Source organism: Dactylosporangium fulvum, from assembly GCF_025137375.1.
Taxonomy (GTDB): domain Bacteria; phylum Actinomycetota; class Actinomycetes; order Mycobacteriales; family Micromonosporaceae; genus Dactylosporangium; species Dactylosporangium fulvum.
Window position 1 is genome coordinate 8,473,215 of sequence record NZ_CP073720.1, and the last position, 22,238, is coordinate 8,495,452.

Here is a 22,238-nt window from a genome sequence, read left to right on the forward strand (position 1 = left end):
AGGTCAGCCGGAGCCGCTCATCACCCGCAGGAAGTCGGCCGCGAACAGGCCCAGGGAGGCGGCCATGCCCAAGCCGGCGATGATCCAGAACCGGACCACGATGTTGACCTCGCTCCAGCCGGCCAGCTCGAAGTGGTGCTGGAGGGGCACCATGCGGAAGATGCGCTTGCCGGTCGTGCGATAGGAGCCGATCTGCATGATCCAGGTCACCACGATGATGAAGAACAGCAGGCCCATCAGCGGCAGCAGCAGAATCGTCTTCGTGGCCACCGCCAGGCCGGCGATCAGCGAGCCCAGGGCCATCGAGCCGGTGTCGCCCATGAAGATCCGCGCGGGCGAGGTGTTCCACCACAGGAAGCCGACCAGGGCGCCCACCGCGGCGCCGGCGATGAGGGCCATCTCCAACGGGTCGCGCACGTCGTAGCAGTAGCCGGCCGTGTACGACTCGTCGGCGCACCAGTGGCGGTACTGCCAGAAGGCGATCGCCATGTAGCTGCCGATGACCAGGATCGAGGTGCCCGTCGCGAGACCGTCGAGGCCGTCGGTCAGGTTCACCGCGTTCGACATCGACATGACGACGAACACGAAGAAGATGACCGCGCCGATCTTGGTGATGTTGAACCAGTCGATGTCGTGCACCCACGACAGCTTCGGACTGGCCACCGTCGTGACGACCTGCCGGCCGGTCTGCGTCGCCGGCACGTACAGCGCGATGGCCCCGAAGATCGCGCCGATCAGCGCCTGGCCGATGAGCTTGCCGCGCTTGTTGAGCCCGTCGCTGTTGCGCTTGGCGACCTTGAGGTAGTCGTCGAGGAAGCCGAGGAGTCCGGTGAAGACGAAGAGGCCGAGCAGCACCACGGCGGTGGCGGTCGGGCCGCTCGGGCGCAGCTGCTTCTCCGGCAGGGTGGTCAGCGCGATGTGCCCGCCGGTGTAGGCGACGAGCGTGGCGAAGATGAACACCACGCCGCCCATGGTGGGCGTGCCCTTCTTGCCGAGGTGGGTCTGCGGGCCCTCGGAGCGGATGGGCTGGTCCGCCTTGAGGCGGGTGAAGTACCTGATCGCGATCGGCGTGCCGAACAGCGAGATGAGAAATGCCACGAAGGCCGCGACGAAGACGGCCCTCACTTGGCGGACACCCCGCCCGGCTCATTGTGGGAACGCAGGGCGTCGGCGACGTCCCAGGTCCGGTACCGCGATCCCTTGACGAGGACCACGTCGCGAGGAAGCAGCGAGCCACGCAGCAGCGCGACGGCGGCCTCCTGATCGGTCACGAGCACCGAGTCTCCTCCCCAACTCGCCACGGCGGCCGCCCCGTCCAGGATCGGCGCGGCCTGCTCGCCCACGGCGATGAGGCGGTCGACGCCGAGTTCCGCGGCGAGGCGACCGACCTCCTCATGGCCGGCTCGCTCGTACTCGCCCAGCTCCGCCATGGAGCCGAGCACTGCGATCTTGCGCCGCCCGCCGGCCACCGCGGCGAGCGCGTGCAGCGCCGCCGCCATGGACGCCGGGTTGGCGTTGTACGAGTCGTCGATGACCGTGACATCGTCGGCACGGTCGAAGACATCCATCCTTCGGGTCGACAAGCCCTCGCGGTCACCGAGGGCGGCGACGATCGCGGCCGGTTCCACCCCGGCGTGCGACGCCACGGCGGCGGCGAGGAGCGCGTTGCCGACCTGGTGCCGTCCCGCGGTCGCCAGCCGGACCGGAACCGGCGAGGCGCCCGGGACGTGGAGCGTGAAGCCGAACCGGCCGCGCTCCAGCGCGACCACGTCGGTGCCGCGTATCTCGGCGGCCTCCGACTCGCCCGCCAGCACCACGCGGGCGGACGTCCGGGCGGCCATCGCGCGCACCCGGTCGTCGTCGGCGTTGAGGACCGCGAGTCCGGCCGGCTCGAGCGCCTCGACCAGCTCGCCCTTCGCCAGCGCGATGCCCTCGACGGAGCCGAACTCGGCGAGGTGCGAGTTGCCGACGTTGGTCACGACGGAGACGTCGGGCCGGGCGATGCCGCAGAGGTACCGCAGATGCCCGACCCCGCGCGAGCCCATCTCCAGCACCAGGAAACGGGTCTCCGCGGTGATCTTGAGGACCGTGTACGGCGTGCCGAGCTCGTTGTTCTCGGAGCCGGTCGTGGCGACCGTGGGCGCCTGGACCGCCAGCAGCTTGGCGATGAGGTCCTTGGTGCTGGTCTTGCCGGAGGAGCCGGTGATCGCGACGATGGTGAGCTCCGGCAGCCGCTCCAGCACGGCGTGTGCGAGCAGGCCCAGCGCGTGCCGGGGGTCCTCGACCACGATCGTCGGCACGTCGGGGACGGGCCGGCTGCCCAGGACGCCGACGGCGCCGTCGGTGACGGCCTTGGCGGCGAAGTCGTGGGCGTCGACCTTCTCGCCGACGAACGCGACGAACAGTCCGCCGGGCCTGACCTTGCGGGAGTCGTACTCGACCGGGCCGTCGACCACCGGTGAGCCGTCGGAGCCGTGCAGCGCGCCGCCGGTGATCGACGCGATGTCCGCCAACGTCAGAGGGATCACGAGGCCGCCGCCGTCCGGAGTGCGGCCGCCAGCTCGACCCGGTCGTCGAACGGCAGGACCTCGCCGTTGACCTCCTGGCCGCGCTCGTGCCCCTTGCCCAGCAGGGTCACCACGTCGCCGGGCTTGGCCTGCTCGACGGCGTAGGCGATGGCGGCCCGACGCCCGTCGACCTCGACGACCGTGGCGGTGCCCTCGTGGGTCCCGGCGAGGATCTCGGCGCGGATCGCGGCCGGGTCCTCGGTGCGCGGGTTGTCGTCGGTGACGACGACCAGGTCGGCACCCTGGGCGGCGGCCCGGCCCATCAGCGGGCGCTTGCCGCGGTCGCGGTCCCCGCCGGCGCCGACGACGCAGATGACCCGCCCTCCGCGCGCGGCGGCGAGGGTGCGCAGGGCGGCGAGCACCTCGACCATGGCGTCGGGCTTGTGCGCGTAGTCGACGACCCCGACGACGTCGCCCGGCGCGTCGACCCGCTCCATCCGCCCCGGCGAGCCGGGCGCGGCGGCCACGGCCGGGGCCGCGACCTCCAGCTCCACGCCGACGGCGACGAGAGAGGCGATGGCGAGCAGGGCGTTGGCGACGTTGTGCCGGCCGGGCAGCTGGACGCCGGAGCGCACCGAGCGCCCCTGGTGGAGCACCGTGAACGACTGGGTGTAGCCGTCGACGGCGAAGTCGGTCGCCCGGAAGTCGGCCCCTTCGGTGCCGGCCGCCGAATACGTCCACGTGTCGGGCTTGCGCAGCTTCATGACGTTGGCGTCGTCGAGGTTGAGGATCTCGATCGCGGCCCGGCCGTCGAAAAGCCGTGCCTTGGCCGCGTAGTAGGCGTCCACGTCCGGGTGGAAGTCGAGGTGGTCCAGGCCGAAGTTGGTGTAGCCGGCGGCGGCGAACCGCACCCCGCCGACCCGGCCGAGCTCCAGCGCGTGGCTGGACACCTCCATCACCATCGACCGCACGCCGTGCTCCAGCGCCGTGGCGAACAGCGCGTGCAGGTCCGTCGCCTCGGGTGTGGTGCGGGCGCTCTCGACGACCAGGTCGCCCAGCCGGGTCTCGACGGTGCCGATGAGCCCGGTGACGTGCCCGGCGGCCCGCAGACCGGCCTCGACGAGATACGTGGTGGAGGTCTTGCCCGCTGTCCCGGTGATGCCGACGGTGGTCAGGCGGCGGCTCGGCTCGCCGTACACTTTCGAGGCGATGTCCCCGAGCGCGGCCCGTGGGTCGTCGACCACGACGGCGGGCAGGCCCTGCGCCCTGGCGGCACCGGCGCTGTCGGTGAGCACCGCCACCGCCCCGTTGGCCACCGCCTCCGGGATGAACTGTGCGCCGTGGACGCGCGCACCGGGCAGCGCGGCATAAAGATCACCCTGGCGAACCGAAGAGCTACTGTGCGTCACTCCGGTGACAGCGACATCGCCCACGCCCCCCAGCTCGGCGATGAGCACGGGGCGGACATTCCTCGGACGGGGATAGCCGGGCACGGGGTCAGACCCTACCCGCCCCACCGCTGGACGCCAGACCCGGTGTCACGGGTAGATCGTCAACTTCGGAGCCTGGGTGCCGGTGGGCACGACACCGAAGTTGCTCAAGGTGACCGCCATCATCTCCTTGAACACCGGCGCCGCCACCGAGCCACCACCGCCGCCGGGCACGTGGGCGTTCACCGCCACGATGTACCGCGGCGCCTCCGCCGGGGCCATGCCGATGAACGACACCACGTCACCGGACGCGTACCCGCCATTCTCCGCCAGCTTCGACGTGCCGGTCTTGCCCGCGATCCGGTACCCCGGGATCGACGCCTGGCGGCCGGTCGCCTCGTCGAGCGTGGTGACACCTTCCAGCATGACGCGCAGTTCCTGGGCGTGCTGCGGGTCGAGCACCCGGCGGGTCTGCTGGGCCGGCGGCTTCGTCGCCGAGCCGTCCGGAGTGATGATCTTGCGGACCAGGGTGGGCTGCACCCAGAGGCCGTCGTTGGCGATCGCGCCGTACGCGGCGGCCATCTGGATCGCCGTCGTGGCGAAGCCGTTGCCGATCGGGATCGAGCCCGGGTCGGAGCCGCTCCACTTCTCCGGCGGCTGCAGCAGGCCGGCCGACTCGTTGGGCAGGCCGACGCCGGTCCGCTCACCGAGGCCGAACTTCCGCTGGTACTCGAACACCTTGTCCTTGCCGAGCCGATCGGCGACGGCGATCGTGCCGACGTTCGACGACAGCGCCAGGATGCCCGGGATGGTCATCTGCGTGCCGTTCTTCTGCGGCGGGTGGTCCTTGTAGCTGACGCCGCCCTTCCTCACCTCGGAGTTGACGGTGACCGTGCTGGAGGGAGTGATGATGCCCTCCTGCAGCGCGGCACCCATGATGATCGCCTTGTGGATCGAGCCGGGGTCGAAGACCGTCGCCGTGCACTGGTCCTTGAGCTGGCCGGGCGGCGACTTGCCGGGGTCCGCCGCGGCGAACGACGGGTAGCTCGCCATCGCCATGACCTCCATCGTCCTGGCGTCCAGCACGATGGCCGTGGCGAAACTGGCGTTCAGCGGCTGCATGCGCTCGAAGAGCGTGTTCTGGATCGAGTACTGCAGGTCGGCGTCGACCGTCAGCTCGACCGAGCTGCCCGGGTGGGCCGGCTTCAGCTCGTCGTACCCCCGCGGCAGCGGCTTGTCCAGGTCGCCCCCGCCCCGCTCGTACACGTGGAGGCCGTCGATGCCACGCAGTTGGGCGTCGAACTGCTGCTCGATGCCGAGCTGGCCGGACATGTCGCTCTTCCTGGTGAACCCGATGATGTTGGACGCCAGGTCGTTGCCGGGGATCTCGCGGCGCTCGTCGCGGGAGACCCGCAGCGCGCCGACGCCGAGCGCCTTGATGCGGTCGCCGTCGGCGACGTCGATCTGGTGCACGAGATACTCGAAGCGCACGTTGGTCTTGCCGTCCGCGGCTTTGTGCGGCGTCATCTTGCGGACCAGGTCGGAGCGCAGGACGCCGTACTTGGCGAGGATCGTGAACAGCTTGTCGGCGAGTTCCTCGGGATCCTTGACGGCCATCGGGTCCGCGGCGACGAACCGGGTCTCGACCGAGTGCACGAGGATCTTGCCGTTGCGGTCCAGGATCGCGCCGCGCGACGCGGGCAGCACCTCTTTGACGAGGCGGTCCTTGAGTCCCGCGGCGGCGTAGGCGCTGGCGTCGGTCAGTTGCAACTGGATCAGCCGCACCCCGATCGCGCCGAACATCAGCAGCGCGAGCACGGTGGCCAGGCGCAGCCGGCGGCGCGGCTCGGCGAGCTTCGGCAGCTTGGGCCGCCGGGCCAGCCGCGGGACCTTGACCCGGCTCCGCTTGCGGGGCTTCCGGACGGGCGTGGTTCCCCGGGTCGCTGTCCGTTTCGCCGCGGCGGTACGGGCCGTGCCACCCTTCACGGGCGTGGCGGCGACGGTCCGCTCGGCCGTCCTCGTGGTCCGGCGCTGCGCCGTCTTCTGGGGTGCCGCCTTCTGGGGTGTCGCCTGCTGCGGGTTCGCCTGGCGTGCGGTCTTCTGCGGGTTCGTCCGGCGCGGCTGGCCCGAACGGCCGCCCTGGAGGACCTCCAGCGCCGGGCGGAAGGGGTCGCCGCGGCCGCCGGCCTCCACCGACGCGTCGCGGACCGACCGGCCCCGCGGTGTGAACCGCCGGGCCTCGGACATGGTGCCGCGCACCGGCGGCTCGCCCGTGCCGCCGCCGCTGCGGTTCCTTTCGCCCCCCGTGCGGGAACGGGCGGTCGCGCCGGCACCCCCCGCGCCCGCGCGACCGCCCGTCCTCTGACGCCCGTCCACTCCACGATCGGCCGCGTCCCGGCGTTCCGTGCTGCTCCGCCGATCAGGAGTGTCGCCCGCCATCGTCCTGAACTTCCCGTCGTCTGTCCACTATGGACTTGGAAACCGCCTGACTACTTGCCCGGACCGGGCATCTCCAACTTGGTGCCGTCGGGCAGCAGCAGGAAGGCCGGGGTGCGCGAGGGCACCAGACCCAGCTGCTTCGCCCGCGACGCGAGGGTCACCGGCGACTCCTTGTTGGCCAGGTCGCTGCGCAGCCGCTGCTCGTCCTGGTCGAGGCTGGACTGCTTGGTCTTCAACGCGTCGAGCTTGAAGGCGTTCTCGGCGATCCTGGTGTTGAGCACCAGGATGCCGATGACGCCGGCGAGCACCAGCACCAGCACGAGCGCCACGAAGGGCGCCCGCGGCGCACTGACCGGCGCCGGCGGCGCCACCCGCAACCGGGTGGACGTCTTCTTGGCGGGCGTGCCGACCGGCGTCGTGGTCTCGCGCGCCGGCTGAAGCGCCGTCGCGCCGTCGGTCAGGTTGTTCTGGAGCCTCGGCTCAGCCGCACGCGCCGTGGTCCGGCCCCCCGACCGCGGTGCTGCCTGCTGAGTGCTGCGCTGCCGGTCGGCCGGCAGTGTCGTCACGTTCATCACACCTCCCCCAATGTGTCTGTCCTGTTCGGACGGTCCTGTCGCGCCACGGCGCGGAGTCGCACGGACGCCGCCCGCGGGTTGGCCGCGATTTCGGCCGCGTCGGGAAGCTCGGCCCCCCGGGTGAGCGCCCGCAGCTCGGGTTCACTGCCGGGCGGCTCGAACGGCAACTCGACCGGCACGGTCGAGCGGGTCCGCTCGGCGATCGCCTGCTTGACCAGGCGGTCCTCGAGCGACTGGTACGACATCACCACCAGACGCCCGCCCGGCTTCAGCGCGTCGAGCGCCGCCGGAACGGCCCGCCCGAGGGCGGCGAGCTCGCCGTTGACCTCGATGCGGAGCGCCTGGAACGTGCGCTTGGCCGGGTGACCGCCGGTCCGTCGTGCCGGTGCGGGGATGGCCTCGCGGACAAGCTCGGCAAGGCGGGCCGAACTCGTGAGCGGGGCCTTGGCCCGTTCCCGGACGACGAACTGGGCGATACGGGAGGCGAACTTCTCCTCTCCGTACACCCGGAGGACCCGGGCCAGGTCACCATGGCTGTAGGTGTTGACCACCTCGGCCGCGGTGATGCCGCGGGTCTGGTCCATGCGCATGTCCAGCGGTGCGTCCTGGGCGTAGGCGAACCCGCGGGTGGCGTCGTCCAACTGCATCGACGAGACGCCCAGGTCGAACAGGCCCCCGTCGATCTGCTCGCCGTCCAGCACCTCGGGCAGCTCGTCGTAAACGGCGTGCACAAGGCGGATCCGGTCGGCGAACGGCGCCAACCGCTGACCCGCAAGGCCCAGCGCCTGCGGGTCACGGTCCAGGCCGAGCAGGCGCACCTGCGGGTGCGCGCGCAGCACGGCCTCGGCGTGACCTCCGAGGCCGAGCGTGGCGTCGAGGTACAACGCGCCCGGCCGGGCCAGCGCTGGGGAGAGCAGCTCGAGGCAGCGCTCGAGCAGCACGGGAACATGAATGTCCCGCTCCCCCATCGTCGACCCCCTACCGCGGCGGGTTCGCGGCCCGCCGATACTGCTGATCCTGCATGCCCAGCGCGCTCGTTCCTCAATCCCGATCACGCGCACAGGTGCGGTAGTGCACGAGCGCCGTACCGCCAGCTCCCCATCCGCTCACTCCGCCCTGGCGCCGGGGAAGTGGCGTCAGGACATTGGAGCGGCTGGAGAACTCGCGGTACGGCGATCTCGGTGTCTGCAGATGGACCTCACAGCCCGCCCGGCAGCACCCCCTCCTCGATTCCAGCGAAGTCCTCTTCGCTTTCGGCGAGGTAGGTGTCCCACGACTGCCGGTCCCAGATCTCCACCCGGGTGCTCGCACCGATCACGACAAGCTCGCGGTCCAGCCCGGCATACTCGCGGAGATGCTGCGGGATGGTGACCCGACCCTGCCGGTCGGGAACCTCGTCGTGAGCGCTGGCGAAAAACACCCGGCTGTAGGCCCGGGCGGCTTTGTGGGTCATCGGCTGTGCGTGAAGCTGCTCGGCGATCCGGCCGAACTCGGCGGTCGGGAACACGTAGAGGCAGCGCTCCTGTCCCTTGGTGATCACGACACCTCCCGCCAGCTCATCCCGGAACTTGGCCGGCAGGATCAACCGGCCCTTTTCGTCGAGGCGGGGAGTGTGGGTGCCGAGAAACATCGACAACCACCCCTTCCCACCGCAAGCGGTCCCCCCGGGGCCGGCCGAGCCCCCCGGCTCCGCCATCGCGCTCCACTGTACTCCACTTCCCTCCACCGTCAACGGAAAACCGCCCGACGCGACACCGGGGTCCGTGAAGAATTCCCACGTCAAACAGGGTGAGGCCGGGTGGAGGACGGTGGAGCTGACCGTTCCGCCGATGGGTGATTCCAGCGGTTCGGTCAGGCCGCAAATCGGGCGAAACACCCCACGAGGGCCGACTTCGCCGAGGTCGTCCACTCGCGCCGCGCCGCGGTGGAGGAAAGTGGAGCAATTCCGGGCTCGACGGTGGGGTCAAGTGGGGGGCTCCCCGGGACTGCCGCGGGAGCGCTCGGGAGGGTCGGCTGATTGGGAGTGTCGCGGCGGCCGGGTAGGGTCAGCGCATCCCGAACACCGTGGAAGCGAGATGACGGACAACAAGCTGCCGATGCGGGCCAAGCTCGCCACCTCGATATCGCGCGGTGCCGCCGCGCTGTCCCGCGCCACCGGCCGGGGGGACGGTTCGGTCATCGGTGGCCGGATCGGCCTGATGATCGACCCCAACCTGCTCGCCGAACTCGCCGCGGGCCGCCAGATCGCCCTGATCTCCGGCACCAACGGCAAGACCACCACGACACGGCTCACCGCGGCGGCGATGGGCGTGCTCGGCCCGGTCGCCACCAACAGCCTCGGTGCCAACATGCCGACCGGGCACACGTCGGCCCTGGCGAAGGCCGGCGCCACGCCCTACGCGGTGCTGGAGGTCGACGAGCACTACCTCAAGCAGGTGCTCGACCAGACCGGGCCGAAGGTCGTCGCACTGCTCAACCTGAGCCGCGACCAGCTCGACCGGGCCAAGGAGGTCGCCATGATGGCGGCCCTGTGGCGCGACGCGCTCCCCGGCCGCGGGCTGCACCTCGTCGCCAACGCCGACGACCCGATGGTGGTCTGGGCGGCCGGCAAGGCCGTCGCCGAGGGCACCCCGGTCACCTGGGTCGCCGCCGGCCAGCGGTTCCACGACGACTCGTGGGTGTGCCCGGAGTGCGGCGCGTCCATCGAGCGCAACGGCGAGCAGTGGTCCTGCGTGCAGGGCAACCTGACGCGCCCGATCCCCCACTGGACGGTCAGCGGCGACGGCGTCGTCGACAACACCGGGACGTATCACCACATCGAGCTCCAGCTCCCCGGCCGGGTCAACCGCGCGAACGCCGCGACCGCCCTGGCCGTGGCCGCGCAGTTCGGCGTCCCGCCGGCCAAGGGCGTCCCCGAGCTGTCGAAGGTCGCCTCCATCGCCGGCCGCTACGCCACGGTGGTCCGCGACGGGCGCACCATCCGGCTGCTGCTGTCGAAGAACCCGGCCGGCTGGCTGGAGGCGTTCGACATGGCCGAGGACGTGCCGACCCTGCTGTCGATCAACGCCCGCGACCCTGACGGCCTCGACACGTCGTGGCTCTACGACGTCGACTTCTCCCCGCTGCGCGGCCGGCGGGTCCTGGTGACCGGCGACCGGGCGATGGACCTGGCCGTGCGCCTGGAGGTCAACGAGGTGCCGTTCGAGCACGTGAAGTCGTTCGGGCAGGCACTGTCCCTGGTGCCTCCGGGCCGCCTGGAGGTCATCGCCAACTACACCGCATTCCAGGACATCCGAGCGGAGCTGGACCGTGTCAACTGAGTCGCACCTTCGCCTCATCTGGCTGTACCCCGACCTGCTGTCGACCTATGGCGACCGGGGCAACCTGCTGATCCTCGCCCGGCGCGCCGACCTGCGGGGCCTGCCGGTCGAGTGCGCCGAGGTCCGGGCCGACCACCCGGTCCCGTCGGACGGCGACGTCTACCTGATCGGCGGCGGCGAGGACGGCCCGCAGGCGCTGGCCGCGCAGCGCCTCATCAGCGACGGCGGCCTGCACAGGGCGATCGACCGCGGCGCGACGGTGTTCTCGGTCTGCGCCGGCTACCAGCTGATGGGCCATTCCTTTTTCGCCAAGGGCACCCAGTGCGCCGGCCTCGGCCTGCTCGACATCACGTCGGACCGCGGCGAGACCCGGGCGGTCGGCGAGCTGACCGGCGAGTGCGACCCGATGCTGGGACTGCCGACGCTGACCGGCTTCGAGAACCACGGTGGCCGCACCCACCTGGGCCAGGGCGTCCGCCCGGTGGCCCGGGTGGCGTCGGGCATCGGCAACGACGGCACGTCCGAGGGCGCCTGGCACGGCAAGATCCTGGGCACGTATTCGCACGGCCCCGCCCTGGCCCGCAACCCCGCACTCGCCGACCTGCTGCTGCGCTGGGCGACCGGCCTGACGCTGGAGCCGATCGACGACCGCTGGCCGACCCGCCTGCGCGAGGAGCGCCTGTCCGCGGTCCGCTGACCCCGCTCGCCGCCGTCGGGAGTGTCCGCTCCCGACGGCTTCGGCGCCGCGCGACTCAGTCCGGCCAGCCGTCGGACCCCGAACGGTGCCGCGAACCACATATCGGGACACAATCGATGGACGTCGAGGCGATGGCGGGCATCGTTTCATGATCCCGAAGACTTTGCGCTGGCTGAGCGACCAAAAGTCTCCGGGATCATGAGGAACCGAACGCATCGCCCGACGTCGATGCACCAAGATGTCTGGAATGTCCCCGGGCAGCGCGTCATGGGGGCGGGAAGCGGCCACAGATCGCAGCAGCCAGTGCGTCGCGGCTGACCAAGGGCGCAGGACGCGGATCGGCCTCCGGCCACTGGGCGGCACCGCCTACGCAAGGCGCCCGACCACCGCCCGACACCGCCTGAGCAAGGCACTCGGCCTCTGGCACCACCTGCGAGACGCGCCCCCGCTGGCCACCGCCCGCTGCCCTGCCCGAGGCGCTCGACCTCCAGCACCACCCGGGTCGCCGTGCTCACCACACTCGGACGCCGTGACCCACCGCAGCCCGCCAGCGAGCTACCCGAGCGAGACGCGCCCCCTCTGGCCACCGCCCACTCCCTGCACGAGGCGCTCGACCTCCAGCACCACCAGCCCGAGACGCTCGACCTCCAGCACCGCCCGGGTCGCTGTGCTCACCACGGCCGGCGCCGTGACCTGCGGCCGCCGTAACCCACCACCGGCGCGTCAGGCCGCTGCGCTCGCCACACTCGGACGCCGTGACCCACCGCAGCCCGCCAGCGAGCCACCCGAGCGGGTCGCCCTCGACCCCCACCCGGATGAGTGGCACAACCCGGACACGCAAAGACGCACGACGTGCGACGGCTGCGGGGGCCGGCAACTACGAACGCCGCGGCCCGGCACCTGCGAGGACTTCGCGGGTGCCGGGCCACGAGCGTTTTGCCGAACCCGGGATCAGACCACCACGGAGACCATGCGGCCCGCCACGACGATGACCTTCCTGGGCTGCTTGCCGGCCAGGTGGGACTCGACCGCGGTCAGGGCTGCCTCGCGTACGGCATCCTCGGGCGCGTCGGCGGCGATCTCGATCTTGCCGCGGACCTTGCCGTTGACCTGGACCGGGTAGGTCACCGACTCGGCGACCAGGAACGCGGGCTCTGCGGCCGGGAAGTCGGCGTATGCGATCGAGGACTCGTTGCCCAGCCGCTGCCACAGCTCCTCGGCCAGGTGCGGGGCGAAGGGCGCGATCATCCGCGCCAGCGGGTCGGCCACCTCGCGCGCCGTGCCCGCCGAGGACACCTGCGTGACCCGGTTGGTCAGCTCGATCAGCTTGGCGATGGCCGTGTTGAAGCGCATCTCCTCGATGTCGACCCGCACGCCGTCGATCACACGGTGCAGCAGCCGCCGGGTCTCGTCGTCCACCGCGCCGTCGACCACCCGCGGAGCGTCGGTCTGCTCGTCGACGAACAGGCGCCAGACGCGCTGCAGGAAGCGGTGTGCGCCGACGACCGCCCGGGTCTCCCACGGACGCGACACGTCCAGCGGGCCCATCGACATCTCGTAGACGCGGAAGGTGTCGGCGCCGTACCGCTCGCACATCTCGTCGGGCGTGACGACGTTCTTCAGCGACTTGCCCATCTTGCCGTACTCGCGCTCCACCGGGGTGGAGCCGTAGAAGTACTTGCCGGGCTCCCGCTCCTCGACCTTCTCGGCCTCCACGTAGACGCCGCGCGGATCCTTGTACGCGTACGCCTGGATGTACCCCTGGTTGAACAGCCGGCGGAACGGCTCCTCCGACGACACGTAACCCAGGTCGAACAGGACCTTGTGCCAGAACCGCGCGTACAGCAGGTGCAGCACCGCGTGCTCGACCCCGCCGACGTACAGGTCGACGCCGCCGACGTCGCCGTCACGCTGCGGGCCCATCCAGTACCGCTCGTTGGCCGGGTCGACCAGCGCGGAGGGGTTCGCCGGGTCCAGGTAGCGCAGCTCGTACCACGACGAGCCGGCCCACTGCGGCATGACGTTGGTCTCGCGGGTGTACGTCTTCGGGCCGTCGCCCAGGTCCAGCGTGACCTCGACCCACTCCTTGGCCCGGGACAGCGGCGTCTCCGGCATCGAGTCGGCGTCGTCGATGTCGAACGTGCGCGGCGAGAAGTCCTCGACGTCCGGCAGGGTCACCGGCAGCATCGACTCGGGCAGCGCGACAGGCATGCCGGTCGCGTCGTAGACGATCGGGAACGGCTCGCCCCAGTACCGCTGGCGGCTGAACAGCCAGTCGCGCAGCCGGTACGTGATCGCGCCCTGCCCGTGGCCGTTGGCCTCCAGCCACTCGATGATCTTCGCCTTGGCGTCGGCGATGTCCAGCCCGTCCAGGAAGCCGGAGTTGATCGCCGGGCCCTCGCCGTGGAACGCCTTGCCGTCGAAGCCCTCGCTGGGCTGTACCGTCCGGATGATCGGCAGCTCGTAGACCTCGGCGAACTCCCAGTCCCGCTCGTCCTGGCCGGGCACCGCCATGATCGCGCCCGTGCCGTAGCCGGCCAGCACGTAGTCGGCGATGAAGATCGGGATCTTCGCGCCGTTGACCGGGTTGGTGGCATACGCACCCGTGAAGACGCCGGTCTTCTCCTTCGCGTCGGCCTGCCGCTCGACGTCGGTCTTGCCCGCCGCGAAGGCGCGGTAGTCGGCGACCGCCTCGGCGGGCGTGGCCTTGCCGCCGGTCCACTTCTCGTTGGCCGTACCGCCCGGCCACGCCGCCGGCACGATCGCGTCGACCAGCTCGTGCTCGGGGGCCAGCACCATGTACGTCGCGCCGAACAGGGTGTCGGGGCGCGTGGTGAAGGCCCGGATCGGCGTGCCGGCCTCGGTCGGGAACTCGATGTGCGCGCCGCGCGACCGGCCGATCCAGTTGCGCTGCATCGTCTTGACCTTGTCCGGCCAGTCCAGCCGGTCCAGGTCGTCCAGCAGCCGGTCACCGTACGCGGTGATGCGCATCATCCACTGGCGCAGGCTGCGCTTGAAGACCGGGAAGTTGCCCCGCTCGCTGCGTCCGTCGGGCGTGACCTCCTCGTTGGCCAGCACCGTGCCCAGCCCCGGGCACCAGTTGACCGGCGCCTCGGAGATGTAGGCCAGCCGGTGGTCGTCGACGATCTGCCGCCGCTCGACCGCGGACAGGCCGGCCCAGGCCCGCCCGTCCGGCGTCGCCCGGGTGCCCGCCTCGAACTGCTCGATCAGCTCCGCGATCGGCCGCGCCTTGCGCAGGTCGGTGTCGAACCACGAGTTGAAGATCTGCAGGAAGATCCACTGGGTCCAGTGGTAGAACTCGGTGTCGGTCGTCGCGACACTGCGCCGGTCGTCGTAGGCCAGGCCCAAGCGGCGCAGCTGGCTGCGGTACCGCTCGATGTTGGCCTCGGTCGTGGTGCGCGGGTGTGTGCCGGTCTGCACGGCGTACTGCTCGGCGGGCAGGCCGAACGCGTCGAAGCCCATCGGATGCAGGACGTTGTAGCCGACCATGCGGAAGTACCGCGTGTAGCAGTCGGTGCCGATGTACCCCAACGGGTGACCGACGTGCAGGCCCGCGCCCGACGGATAGGGGAACATGTCGATCACGTACAGCTTCGGCGCCCCGGCACGGGGGTGGTTCGGATCGCTGAACGGGCCGGTCGGGTTCGGGGCCTGGAACGTGCCCTGCTCGGACCAGTAGTCCTGCCAGCATGCCTCGATGTCGCCCGCCATCGCCGCGGTATAGCGGTACGGCGGGATGTCGACCGCTCCGTCGGTCACTGCCTCGCTCATGACTGTCCCCACCTCAGTTCTCGGGATTCCCCAGCATTGTCCGGGCATGAAAAAACCCCTCACGCAGGAGGGGTCGCCGTGCCGTCGCAGCTAGTGCGTCAGCACGGCTCGCTAAGAAGCCGGACCGCCCGGGTCATACCACGGAGTGTAGCGCAGCGTGCGGGAACCCACGGACCGCGTTTCCGCCGGGTGCCCGTGGGCGGGGTGGCCCGCGGGCACCCGGCGCGGGTCAGAGCGGGGTGGCGACCGGCAGGCCGGCCGCGCAGGTCACGGTGAACCGCAGGCGCACGCCGGCCAGGTCGATCTCGACCCGCGCGGCGTCACGGGCGCCGGACTGCGCGCTGATCAGCCGGGCGCCGAGCACCGGCACCACCTCGAGGACGGTCACCTTGCCGGCGTTGCACACGGCGACGATCACACCACCGAGCGTCGGCAGGTGCAGTTGCTTCGCCGGCGCCGGGGTGGTGGGGTTCGCACCGGGCGTGGGTCCGGCCGTGGCCCCGCCGCCGCTGCCCGCCGAGCCGCCGCCTGCCTGTTCGCCGCTGTCGACCACGGCCCGGCCGGTGCCGGCGCGGTTGACGAGCCGACTGGTGGCGGCGCCCGCCTCGGTGCCGCCGCCCTGCGCCCCGCCGCCGGTCGTCCGGCCCGTCGACTGGTCCGTCGACTGGTCGGTCGTCTGGTCGGTCGTCTGGTCGGTCGTCTGGTCCCCGGGCTGGCCGGGCTGGCCGGTGTCCGTGCCCGGCGGCACCGCGGGGCCGGTCGGCCGGTCCGGCACCACCGGTCCGACCACGCCGGGCATCCCGGGCACCGCCTCGACCGTGCCGTCCGGCGCGCTCGCGGCGCGGGTCAGGACGAACGACGCCAGCAGCAGTGCGGCCGCGGCGGTCATCGCCGCGGCGAGCCGCATGCGCCGCCGATCGTGGAAGGTGTCGAGGTCGTAGGCCGGCGGGCCGGCCCAGATCCCGACCGCACGGGCCGTCCTGCCCGTCCCACCGGTGGACCGTACCGGCGCCGGGGCCAACGCGGCACCGGGAACGCGGGCCGGCAGGGGACGCACCGGCAGTACCGTCAACCCGGCGGCCCCGGCGAGGACGGTCACCACCTCGGCGGCGGCCGGGCGGTCCGCGGGGTCGTCGGCGAGGCAGCGCTGGTACAACTCCTGGATCTCCGGCGCCGTTCCGCCTTCGCCGAGGCCGGGCAGGCATTGGCGCAGCAACGCGCCGAGGGCGTGGACGTCATCGGCCGGGCCGGAACCGGCGGCGCCGGGCCCGTCGGCGGATGCGGATCCGGTGAATCCGGTGATACCGAATCCGATGACCTTGGCCGTTTCGCCCGCGAGGACGACATTGTCCGGCGTGACATCGCCGTGCACGAGATGTTGGGCGTGTGCGGCGGCCAGACCGGCCGCCACCTGGGCGCAGAAGCGGAGCGCGGTCGCGGCCGGCAGCGGTCCGGCGGCGAGGCGTTCCGCGAGGGTCGGGCCGCGCAGCAGTTCCATCACGACGAAGGGGCTGCCGTCCGGGGTCCGGCCGTCGTCGTGGACACCGATGATGTTCGGGTGCGAAAGACGCGCGGCGGCCCGCGCTTCGCTGCGGATGCGGCGGCGCCGCTCGTCGTCGGCGGTGGCCAGGATCCTGACCGTGACCTCCCGGCCGAGGACCTCGTCGTGCGCCCGCCAGTCCACCGGGTCGCCGTGCTCGCCGAGTTGCCGGGCGAGCCGATACCGGCCGTTGAGGAGCTGCCCGTCATTCACCGCAACAGTCTGCACGAATCGACCGCAACCGACATACCCGCAGATCCGTTTGTGGGGCATTTGCGAGGGTACGTACGACCCGCTTCATCGCCGCTTCACGGCCGCGCTAAATTCGCCTGACGCGTCCGGGGCAGGATGTCCGCAATGACGGAATCCCGTCCGGCGCGGTGTCAATTCCCCGGCTAGCCTGAGGGGATACCACCGGCGCTGGTTGCGTTCCGATGACAACGATTCGGCGCAACCGGGCGGTTCACCTATGGGTCTAACACCTGACGGTGGCCACGGCACGACCATGAGGAGGCCAGTTGACCAGGCACCGCACGTTCGAGGAACTCGGAGCCCCGCTCCCCACCCCCGAGTTCCGCGCCGCGACCGATGCGATCGTTGCCAACATCGAGCAAGTCATCGAGGGCAAGACCGCCACCGTGCGGCTGGCTCTGGCCGTGCTGCTCGCTGAGGGCCACCTCCTCATCGAGGACGTTCCCGGCGTCGGCAAGACCAAACTCGCCAAGGCGCTCGCCCGGTCCATCGACTGTTCGGTGCGCCGCATCCAGTTCACCCCCGACCTGCTGCCCAGCGACGTCACCGGGGTGAGCGTCTACAACCAGGAGACGCACGACTTCGAGTTCAAGCCGGGTGCGGTGTTCGCCAACATCGTCGTCGGCGACGAGATCAACCGCGCCTCGCCGAAGACGCAGTCGGCGCTGCTGGAGAGCATGGAGGAGCGGCAGGTCACGGTCGACAGCGCGACCTATCCGCTGCAGGTGCCCTTCATGGTCATCGCGACGCAGAACCCGATCGAGATGGAAGGCACCTACCCGCTGCCGGAGGCGCAGCGCGACCGGTTCACCGCCCGGATCGCGATGGGCTACCCCGACATGGGCGCCGAGCTCGCCATGCTCGACGTGCACGGCCGCCACGACGCGCTCGACGACCTGATGCCGGTCTCCGACGCCATCATGATGCGGCGGATGATCGCCACCGTCCGTGACGTGCACGTCGCCGACACCGTGAAGCAGTACGCAGTCAACATCGTCACCGCCACGCGCGAGTCCGGCGAGCTGCGCCTCGGCGCGTCGCCCCGCGCCACGCTGCAGCTGCTGCGCACCGCCCGCGCCGTCGCCGCCCTGGAAGGCCGCGAGTTCGTGCTCCCCGACGACCTGCAGGCCCTGGCCGTGCCGGTCCTCGCCCACCGCGTCATCCCGACCGCCGAGGCCCAGCTGTCCCGCCGGACCACCGACGCGATCATCGCCGAGCTCGTGCACCGCCTGCCGCTGCCGTCCGACCGGCAACCCCGGTCGCCGTACGACACGCGTTCGCGCGGACAGCAGTACGGAGGCCGCTGAACATGCGCGAGGCGCTGCGGGGGCTCACCACACGGGGTCGCAGTTTCCTGGCCGCCGCCGCAGCGGCCCTCATCGCCTCGCTGATCCTCGGCGAGCGTGATCTGCTCCGGGTCGCGGTGCTGCTCGCCGCGCTGCCACTGTTGTCGGCGGCGTATGTCGGGCGCACCCGCTACCGCCTGTCGTGCAGCCGGACGCTCGACCCCCACCGCGTGCAGGTCGGCGCCAGTGCGCGGGTCATCCTGCGGCTGCAGAACCTGTCCCGCCTGCCCACGGGCACGATGCTGCTCGAGGACCGGCTGCCGTATGCACTGGGCAGCCGCCCCCGCCTGGTGCTCGAGAAGCTCGGCGCGCACCAGGCCAGTTCGGTGGCCTACACGGTCCGCGCCGACGTCCGCGGGCGCTACGAGGTCGGCCCGCTCGTCGTGCGGCTCACCGACCCGTTCGGGCTGTGCGAGTTGACCAGGGCGTTTCCGTCCGTCGACCGGCTCACCGTCATCCCGCAGGTCGTGCCGCTGCCCTCCGTGCGCCTGGCCGGCGAGTTCGCCGGATCCGGCGAGAGCCGTGCCCGGTCGGTGGCCGTGCACGGCGAGGACGACGCCGCCACCCGGGAGTACCGCTACGGCGACGACCTGCGCCGGGTGCACTGGCGCTCGACGGCGCGCACCGGCGAGCTCATGGTCCGCCGGGAGGAGCAGCCCTGGGAGAGCCGGGCGACCGTCGTGCTCGACACCCGGGCGGGCGCGCACCGCGGCGAGGGGCCGACGGCGAGCTTCGAGTGGGCGGTGTCCGCGGCGGCGAGCATCGCGGTGCACCTGCGTCACGCGGGCTACAAGATGCGCCTGGTCACCGACGCTGGTGTGGACGTCGACGCGACCGAGATCGACGGCGACGGCCCGCTGCTCGACCAGCTCGCCGACGTGCGGCCGGCCCAGCGCGGCGACATCGGCACGCTGATCGAGCGGGTCCGCCGGCGCAACGACGGCGGGCTCATCATCGGCATCTTCGGCCTGCTGTCGTCGGCCGAAGCGGAGCTGCTGGCCGGGTTTCGGGCCAACAACGCGACCTGCGTCGCGCTGTTCGTCGACTCGTCGACGTGGCTCAACCTGCCGACCGCGGCGCGGGAGGAGGCCGACCGGTCGTACGGTGTGGCGGCGCTCGCCCTGCTGCGCAGCGGATGGCGGGTCGTCGAGGTACCGCACGGGGCCAAGCTGCCCGCGCTGTGGCCGCAGGCAGGACGGGGGTCGCAGGGCTTCGCCTGGCGGGCCGCGTCCGCGGAGAGCGTCGCGGGAGGCGTTCGGTGAACCAACGCAAGCACCTCACCCTGATCGCCGCCGGCTCGGCGTTCCTCGCCGCGCTGCCGCTGATCAACGTCTTCGACAAGTACACGTGGGCGTTCCGCTCGTTCCTGGTGCTCGCCGTCATGTGCGGGGTGGCCGTGCTGGTGCGCAGCCTGCGCGCGCCGAACTGGGCGCCGACCCTGGCGATGGCGGTCTCCGGGCTGTTCGCACTGACCTGGCTCTTCTCCAGCGGGGAGGAGTTCCTCGGCATCCTGCCGTCGCCCGGCACGATCGCCCACTTCGGCTCACTGCTGAAGACCGCGTCGGTCGAGATGAGCGAGTTCGCCACACCGGTCGGCAACCGGGAAGGCTTCCTGTTCCTGGCCGCGCTCGGCGTCGCCGTGGTCGCGCTCATGGTCGACCTGTTCGCGGTCGTACTGCGCCGGCCGGCACTCGCCGGCCTGCCGATGCTCGCGATCTACTCGGTGCCGGTCACCGTCACCACCGAGAGCACCAGCTGGTTCCCGTTCGCGCTCGGCGCGATCGGCTTCCTGTGGCTGCTCGTCACCGACAACGTCGACCGGGTGCGCCGCTTCGGGCGCCGGTTCACCGGCGACGGGCGCGACGTCGACCTGTGGGAGCCGTCGCCGCTCGCCGCCGCCGGTCAGCGCCTCGGCGCGATCGGTGTGCTCGCCGCGGTAACGCTGCCGCTCCTGCCGTTCGCCATGCCGGCCGGCATCCTCAGCCAGTTCGGCAGCGGGGCCGGCGGCGGTCCGGGCATCGGCGGGCACGGCGGTGGCGGCCGCTCGGTGAGCATGTTCGCCCTGCTCGAAGGGCAGCTCAACCGGAACAAGGCGTTCGACATGGTCAAGGTGACCAACGTCAACGACAAGAGTCCGGAGTACCTGCGCTTCAACGTGCTGGAAACGCTGACCAACCAGGGCTTCAGCGCCAGGCCGATCAGCGGCGGCAAGCCCGTCGGCTCCGGACTGGCCGGCCCGGCCTGGAACTCGTCGGTCAAGACCAACACGTACAAGGCCAACATCGAGGTCACCAACGAGCTGGCCATCTACTTCCTGCCCATCTACACCTGGCCGACCAAGATCGAGCGGGTCGACAACAACTGGTCGTTCGACAGCAAGACCACGGTGGTGTACTCCAACAAGCAGTCGACGGCGAAGAAGAAGTACACGGTCGAATACGTCCGGCCGGACATCCTCCCCGACGATCTGCGCGGCGCCGAGCCGCTGAACGCCAACGCCGCGGAGCTGCGGGACGTGCTCACCGCACCCGCGAACAACTACGTCAAGAACCTGGTCGCCGACCTGACCAAGGGCAAGACGACGCAGTACGACAAAGTCATGACGATCATGAACTTCTTCTCGCCGTCCAACGGTTTCACGTACGACACGACAACCGGCGCGGACACCAGCGGGAGCAAGATCGTCGACTTCCTGCAGAACAAGAGGGGCTACTGCGCGCAGTACGCCGCCGCGTTCGGCTGGATGCTGCGCGAGGCGAAGATCCCGTCGCGGGTCGCGTTCGGCTTCGCTCGGGGCGGCACCCGGCAGGGCGACACGATGACGCTGACGAACTTCAACCTGCACGCCTGGACCGAGGTGTACTTCCCCGGCTACGGCTGGCTGCCGTTCGACGCGACCCCGCCGGCGTCGATCGGCGGCTCGGTCGTCCCGTCGTACGTGCCGCGGGCAGCCAACGACGTCACCGGCGACGACCTGCCGAACCGGCCGGGCGGCCTCCCCGGCCCGAACGCGTCCGAGACCGCGGCCGCTCCCGGCACCGACCATGGCAACAACCCGGGCACGGTCGACACCACCCCCAAGGCGCAGGGCGTCAACGTGCGGGACCTGGTCAAGGCCGCGCTCTGGGTAGGCGGCGGCCTGCTGCTGCTTCTGCTGCTGCTGAGCCCGGCGATCGCCCGCAGCCGCACCCGGACAAGGCGCCTGGCGTTCGCCTCGACCGGTCCGTCCACGCCCGTCTCGTACGGTTCGTCGGGCGGGATGGAAGTGGTGCCGTTGCCGCCCGACGATCCGTCGTACGCTCGGGCCCGCACCGAAGCGCACAAGGCGTGGGACGAGCTGGTCGACCTGATGTTCGACTACCACGTCCCGACCGACGAGGCGGAGACGCCCCGCGCGACGGTCGAGCGCCTGGTCACCAAGGAGCGGCTCCGGGACAAGGCGCAGGCCGGTGTGAACCTGCTCAGCACGGTCGAGGAGCACGCCCGATACGCAAAGCACCCGCTCACCGGCCAGGAACTGCGCGGAGCGGTGAGCGCGGTGCAGACGGCGCTCGCCGAGCGATCACCGCGGGGAACAAGAATCCGGGCGGTCCTGCTGCCCCCGTCGGTGTTGCGCAGATGGCGCGTGAACGTCGGCACCCGCTTGAGCACGGTGGCACTGGCCGTCGGCCGGAGCTGGGACCAGCTGATGCGAGCCTTGAGCGTCCGCCGCTTCGTCGCCAGACGCTCCGACCGCTGATCCCCCGTTCGTCGCGGCCCCGCCTGCTGTTGCAGGCGGGGCCGCCTTCTGCGCCGGGACCACCGCCGGCGTCCAGCACGCCGACGACCGCGTCCGGCCCGGGAAGCCCCACCGCATCCCGGTTCGTCGGGCAGGCTTTTCTCCTCGCCGCCCCTCCCACCCGTCGCGTTCTCCGCCGACCCCGCATGCTCTTCCCGCAACCCTGCGCGTCCACCGCGGGCCGTTCTGCTCGCATGCCGCTCCGCAGCCCGTAGCTGCCCGCCCCGGACTCCCTTGTCTTGGGTGAGTTCCTCGCCGACTCCTCGGACAGCTGGACAGCTTCTTGGCCGAGGCTCCTCGGGCAGGGCTCCTCGGGCAGGGCTCCTCGCGCTCCCCCAACGGCTCCTCGGACGGGTTTGGACTGGTTCGGACTGGTTCAGACGGGTTCGGACGAGGGCTCCTCGGAGGATTCCTCGCTGATGCCTCGCGGGCCCTCCTCGCGGGCGCGTGAGGACTCGTCGGACGGGGCTCGAGGAGCTCGAACGGAGCTCGGATGGGGCTCGGATGGGGGCTCTCCGGAAGACTCCTCGCTAATGCCTCGCGCGCACTCCTCGCGGGCGAG

At 71.4% G+C, this 22,238-nt stretch carries 15 protein-coding genes; 5 read left to right on the forward strand and 10 right to left on the reverse strand.

The features are described from left to right. Nucleotides 1-3: 3 nt before the first annotated feature. The 7 genes from mraY to mraZ form a co-directional block, all read right to left on the reverse strand. Nucleotides 4-1,125 (reverse strand): phospho-N-acetylmuramoyl-pentapeptide-transferase, encoded by a 1,122-nt coding sequence (mraY, locus tag Dfulv_RS38935; protein WP_259858812.1) that lies wholly within the window; start codon nucleotides 1,123-1,125, stop codon nucleotides 4-6. Continuing rightward, the gene (locus Dfulv_RS38940) at nucleotides 1,122-2,528 is read right to left on the reverse strand and encodes a UDP-N-acetylmuramoyl-tripeptide--D-alanyl-D-alanine ligase (RefSeq protein ID WP_259858813.1); all 1,407 of its coding nucleotides are present in this window, start codon (nucleotides 2,526-2,528) and stop codon (nucleotides 1,122-1,124) included. Before Dfulv_RS38940 ends, mraY begins: the two co-directional genes overlap by 4 nt. Next, nucleotides 2,525-4,000, reverse strand: coding sequence for a UDP-N-acetylmuramoyl-L-alanyl-D-glutamate--2,6-diaminopimelate ligase (locus tag Dfulv_RS38945; RefSeq protein WP_259858814.1), 1,476 nt, complete (start codon nucleotides 3,998-4,000; stop codon nucleotides 2,525-2,527). The genes Dfulv_RS38940 and Dfulv_RS38945 overlap by 4 nt, the downstream gene beginning before the upstream one ends. A 45-nt stretch (nucleotides 4,001-4,045) precedes the next feature. Next, nucleotides 4,046-6,196: a peptidoglycan D,D-transpeptidase FtsI family protein gene (locus Dfulv_RS38950; RefSeq protein WP_259858815.1), complete on the reverse strand. Its 2,151-nt coding sequence runs from the start codon at nucleotides 6,194-6,196 to the stop codon at nucleotides 4,046-4,048. A 230-nt stretch (nucleotides 6,197-6,426) separates the two neighbouring features. Then, on the reverse strand, nucleotides 6,427-6,948 hold the full coding sequence (locus Dfulv_RS38955) for a hypothetical protein (protein ID WP_259858816.1): 522 nt from the start codon (nucleotides 6,946-6,948) through the stop codon (nucleotides 6,427-6,429). Next, nucleotides 6,948-7,919 carry a 16S rRNA (cytosine(1402)-N(4))-methyltransferase RsmH gene (rsmH, locus tag Dfulv_RS38960; RefSeq protein WP_406567865.1) on the reverse strand — a complete coding sequence of 324 codons (972 nt, stop codon included), beginning with the start codon at nucleotides 7,917-7,919 and terminating at the stop codon, nucleotides 6,948-6,950. The genes Dfulv_RS38955 and rsmH overlap by 1 nt, the downstream gene beginning before the upstream one ends. A 230-nt stretch (nucleotides 7,920-8,149) precedes the next feature. Next, complete coding sequence (gene mraZ / locus Dfulv_RS38965; RefSeq protein ID WP_259858817.1) at nucleotides 8,150-8,581, reverse strand: division/cell wall cluster transcriptional repressor MraZ; 432 nt, start codon at nucleotides 8,579-8,581, stop codon at nucleotides 8,150-8,152. 445 nt (nucleotides 8,582-9,026) lie between these two features. On the opposite strand from mraZ, the gene Dfulv_RS38970 reads away from it, so the two are divergent. After that, nucleotides 9,027-10,271 (forward strand): MurT ligase domain-containing protein, encoded by a 1,245-nt coding sequence (locus Dfulv_RS38970; protein WP_259858818.1) that lies wholly within the window; start codon nucleotides 9,027-9,029, stop codon nucleotides 10,269-10,271. Beyond that, entirely contained in the window at nucleotides 10,261-10,968 is a 708-nt protein-coding gene (locus tag Dfulv_RS38975; RefSeq protein WP_259858819.1) for a type 1 glutamine amidotransferase, read from the forward strand. Before Dfulv_RS38970 ends, Dfulv_RS38975 begins: the two co-directional genes overlap by 11 nt. A 555-nt stretch (nucleotides 10,969-11,523) precedes the next feature. Here Dfulv_RS38975 and Dfulv_RS38980 read toward each other — a convergent pair. From Dfulv_RS38980 to Dfulv_RS38990, 3 genes are all read right to left on the reverse strand, one after another. Further along, entirely contained in the window at nucleotides 11,524-11,646 is a 123-nt protein-coding gene (locus Dfulv_RS38980) for a hypothetical protein (RefSeq protein WP_259858820.1), read from the reverse strand. 273 nt (nucleotides 11,647-11,919) lie between these two features. Continuing rightward, a complete protein-coding gene (gene leuS / locus Dfulv_RS38985) occupies nucleotides 11,920-14,760 on the reverse strand; it encodes a leucine--tRNA ligase (RefSeq protein ID WP_259858821.1) in 2,841 nt (946 codons plus the stop codon). Between the two features lie 229 nt (nucleotides 14,761-14,989). Then, nucleotides 14,990-16,513, reverse strand: a complete 1,524-nt coding sequence (locus Dfulv_RS38990; RefSeq protein WP_259858822.1) for a serine/threonine-protein kinase — start codon at nucleotides 16,511-16,513, stop codon at nucleotides 14,990-14,992. Between the two features lie 305 nt (nucleotides 16,514-16,818). Between Dfulv_RS38990 and Dfulv_RS38995 the strand changes: the two genes are divergently transcribed. Genes Dfulv_RS38995 through Dfulv_RS39005 form a run of 3 tightly spaced genes read left to right on the forward strand, consistent with a single transcriptional unit; the run spans nucleotide 16,819 to nucleotide 21,637 of the window. Next, the gene (locus tag Dfulv_RS38995) at nucleotides 16,819-17,859 is read left to right on the forward strand and encodes an AAA family ATPase (protein ID WP_259858823.1); all 1,041 of its coding nucleotides are present in this window, start codon (nucleotides 16,819-16,821) and stop codon (nucleotides 17,857-17,859) included. A gap of 2 nt (nucleotides 17,860-17,861) precedes the next feature. Continuing rightward, entirely contained in the window at nucleotides 17,862-19,160 is a 1,299-nt protein-coding gene (locus Dfulv_RS39000) for a DUF58 domain-containing protein (protein WP_259858824.1), read from the forward strand. Further along, nucleotides 19,157-21,637 carry a transglutaminase TgpA family protein gene (locus Dfulv_RS39005; RefSeq protein WP_259858825.1) on the forward strand — a complete coding sequence of 827 codons (2,481 nt, stop codon included), beginning with the start codon at nucleotides 19,157-19,159 and terminating at the stop codon, nucleotides 21,635-21,637. The genes Dfulv_RS39000 and Dfulv_RS39005 overlap by 4 nt, the downstream gene beginning before the upstream one ends. Nucleotides 21,638-22,238: the final 601 nt, after the last annotated feature.

Excerpts from the sequence above, each read along its gene's own strand:
- Dfulv_RS39000 (WP_259858824.1), top strand. The coding sequence starts at position 17,862 with ATGCGCGAGGCGCTGCGGGGGCTCACCACACGGGGTCGCAGTTTCCTG.
- Dfulv_RS38970 (WP_259858818.1), top strand. The coding sequence starts at position 9,027 with ATGACGGACAACAAGCTGCCGATGCGGGCCAAGCTCGCCACCTCGATA.
- leuS (WP_259858821.1), bottom strand. The coding sequence starts at position 14,760 with ATGAGCGAGGCAGTGACCGACGGAGCGGTCGACATCCCGCCGTACCGC.
- rsmH (WP_406567865.1), bottom strand. The coding sequence starts at position 7,919 with ATGGGGGAGCGGGACATTCATGTTCCCGTGCTGCTCGAGCGCTGCCTC.
- mraZ (WP_259858817.1), bottom strand. The coding sequence starts at position 8,581 with ATGTTTCTCGGCACCCACACTCCCCGCCTCGACGAAAAGGGCCGGTTG.
- Dfulv_RS38955 (WP_259858816.1), bottom strand. The coding sequence starts at position 6,948 with ATGAACGTGACGACACTGCCGGCCGACCGGCAGCGCAGCACTCAGCAG.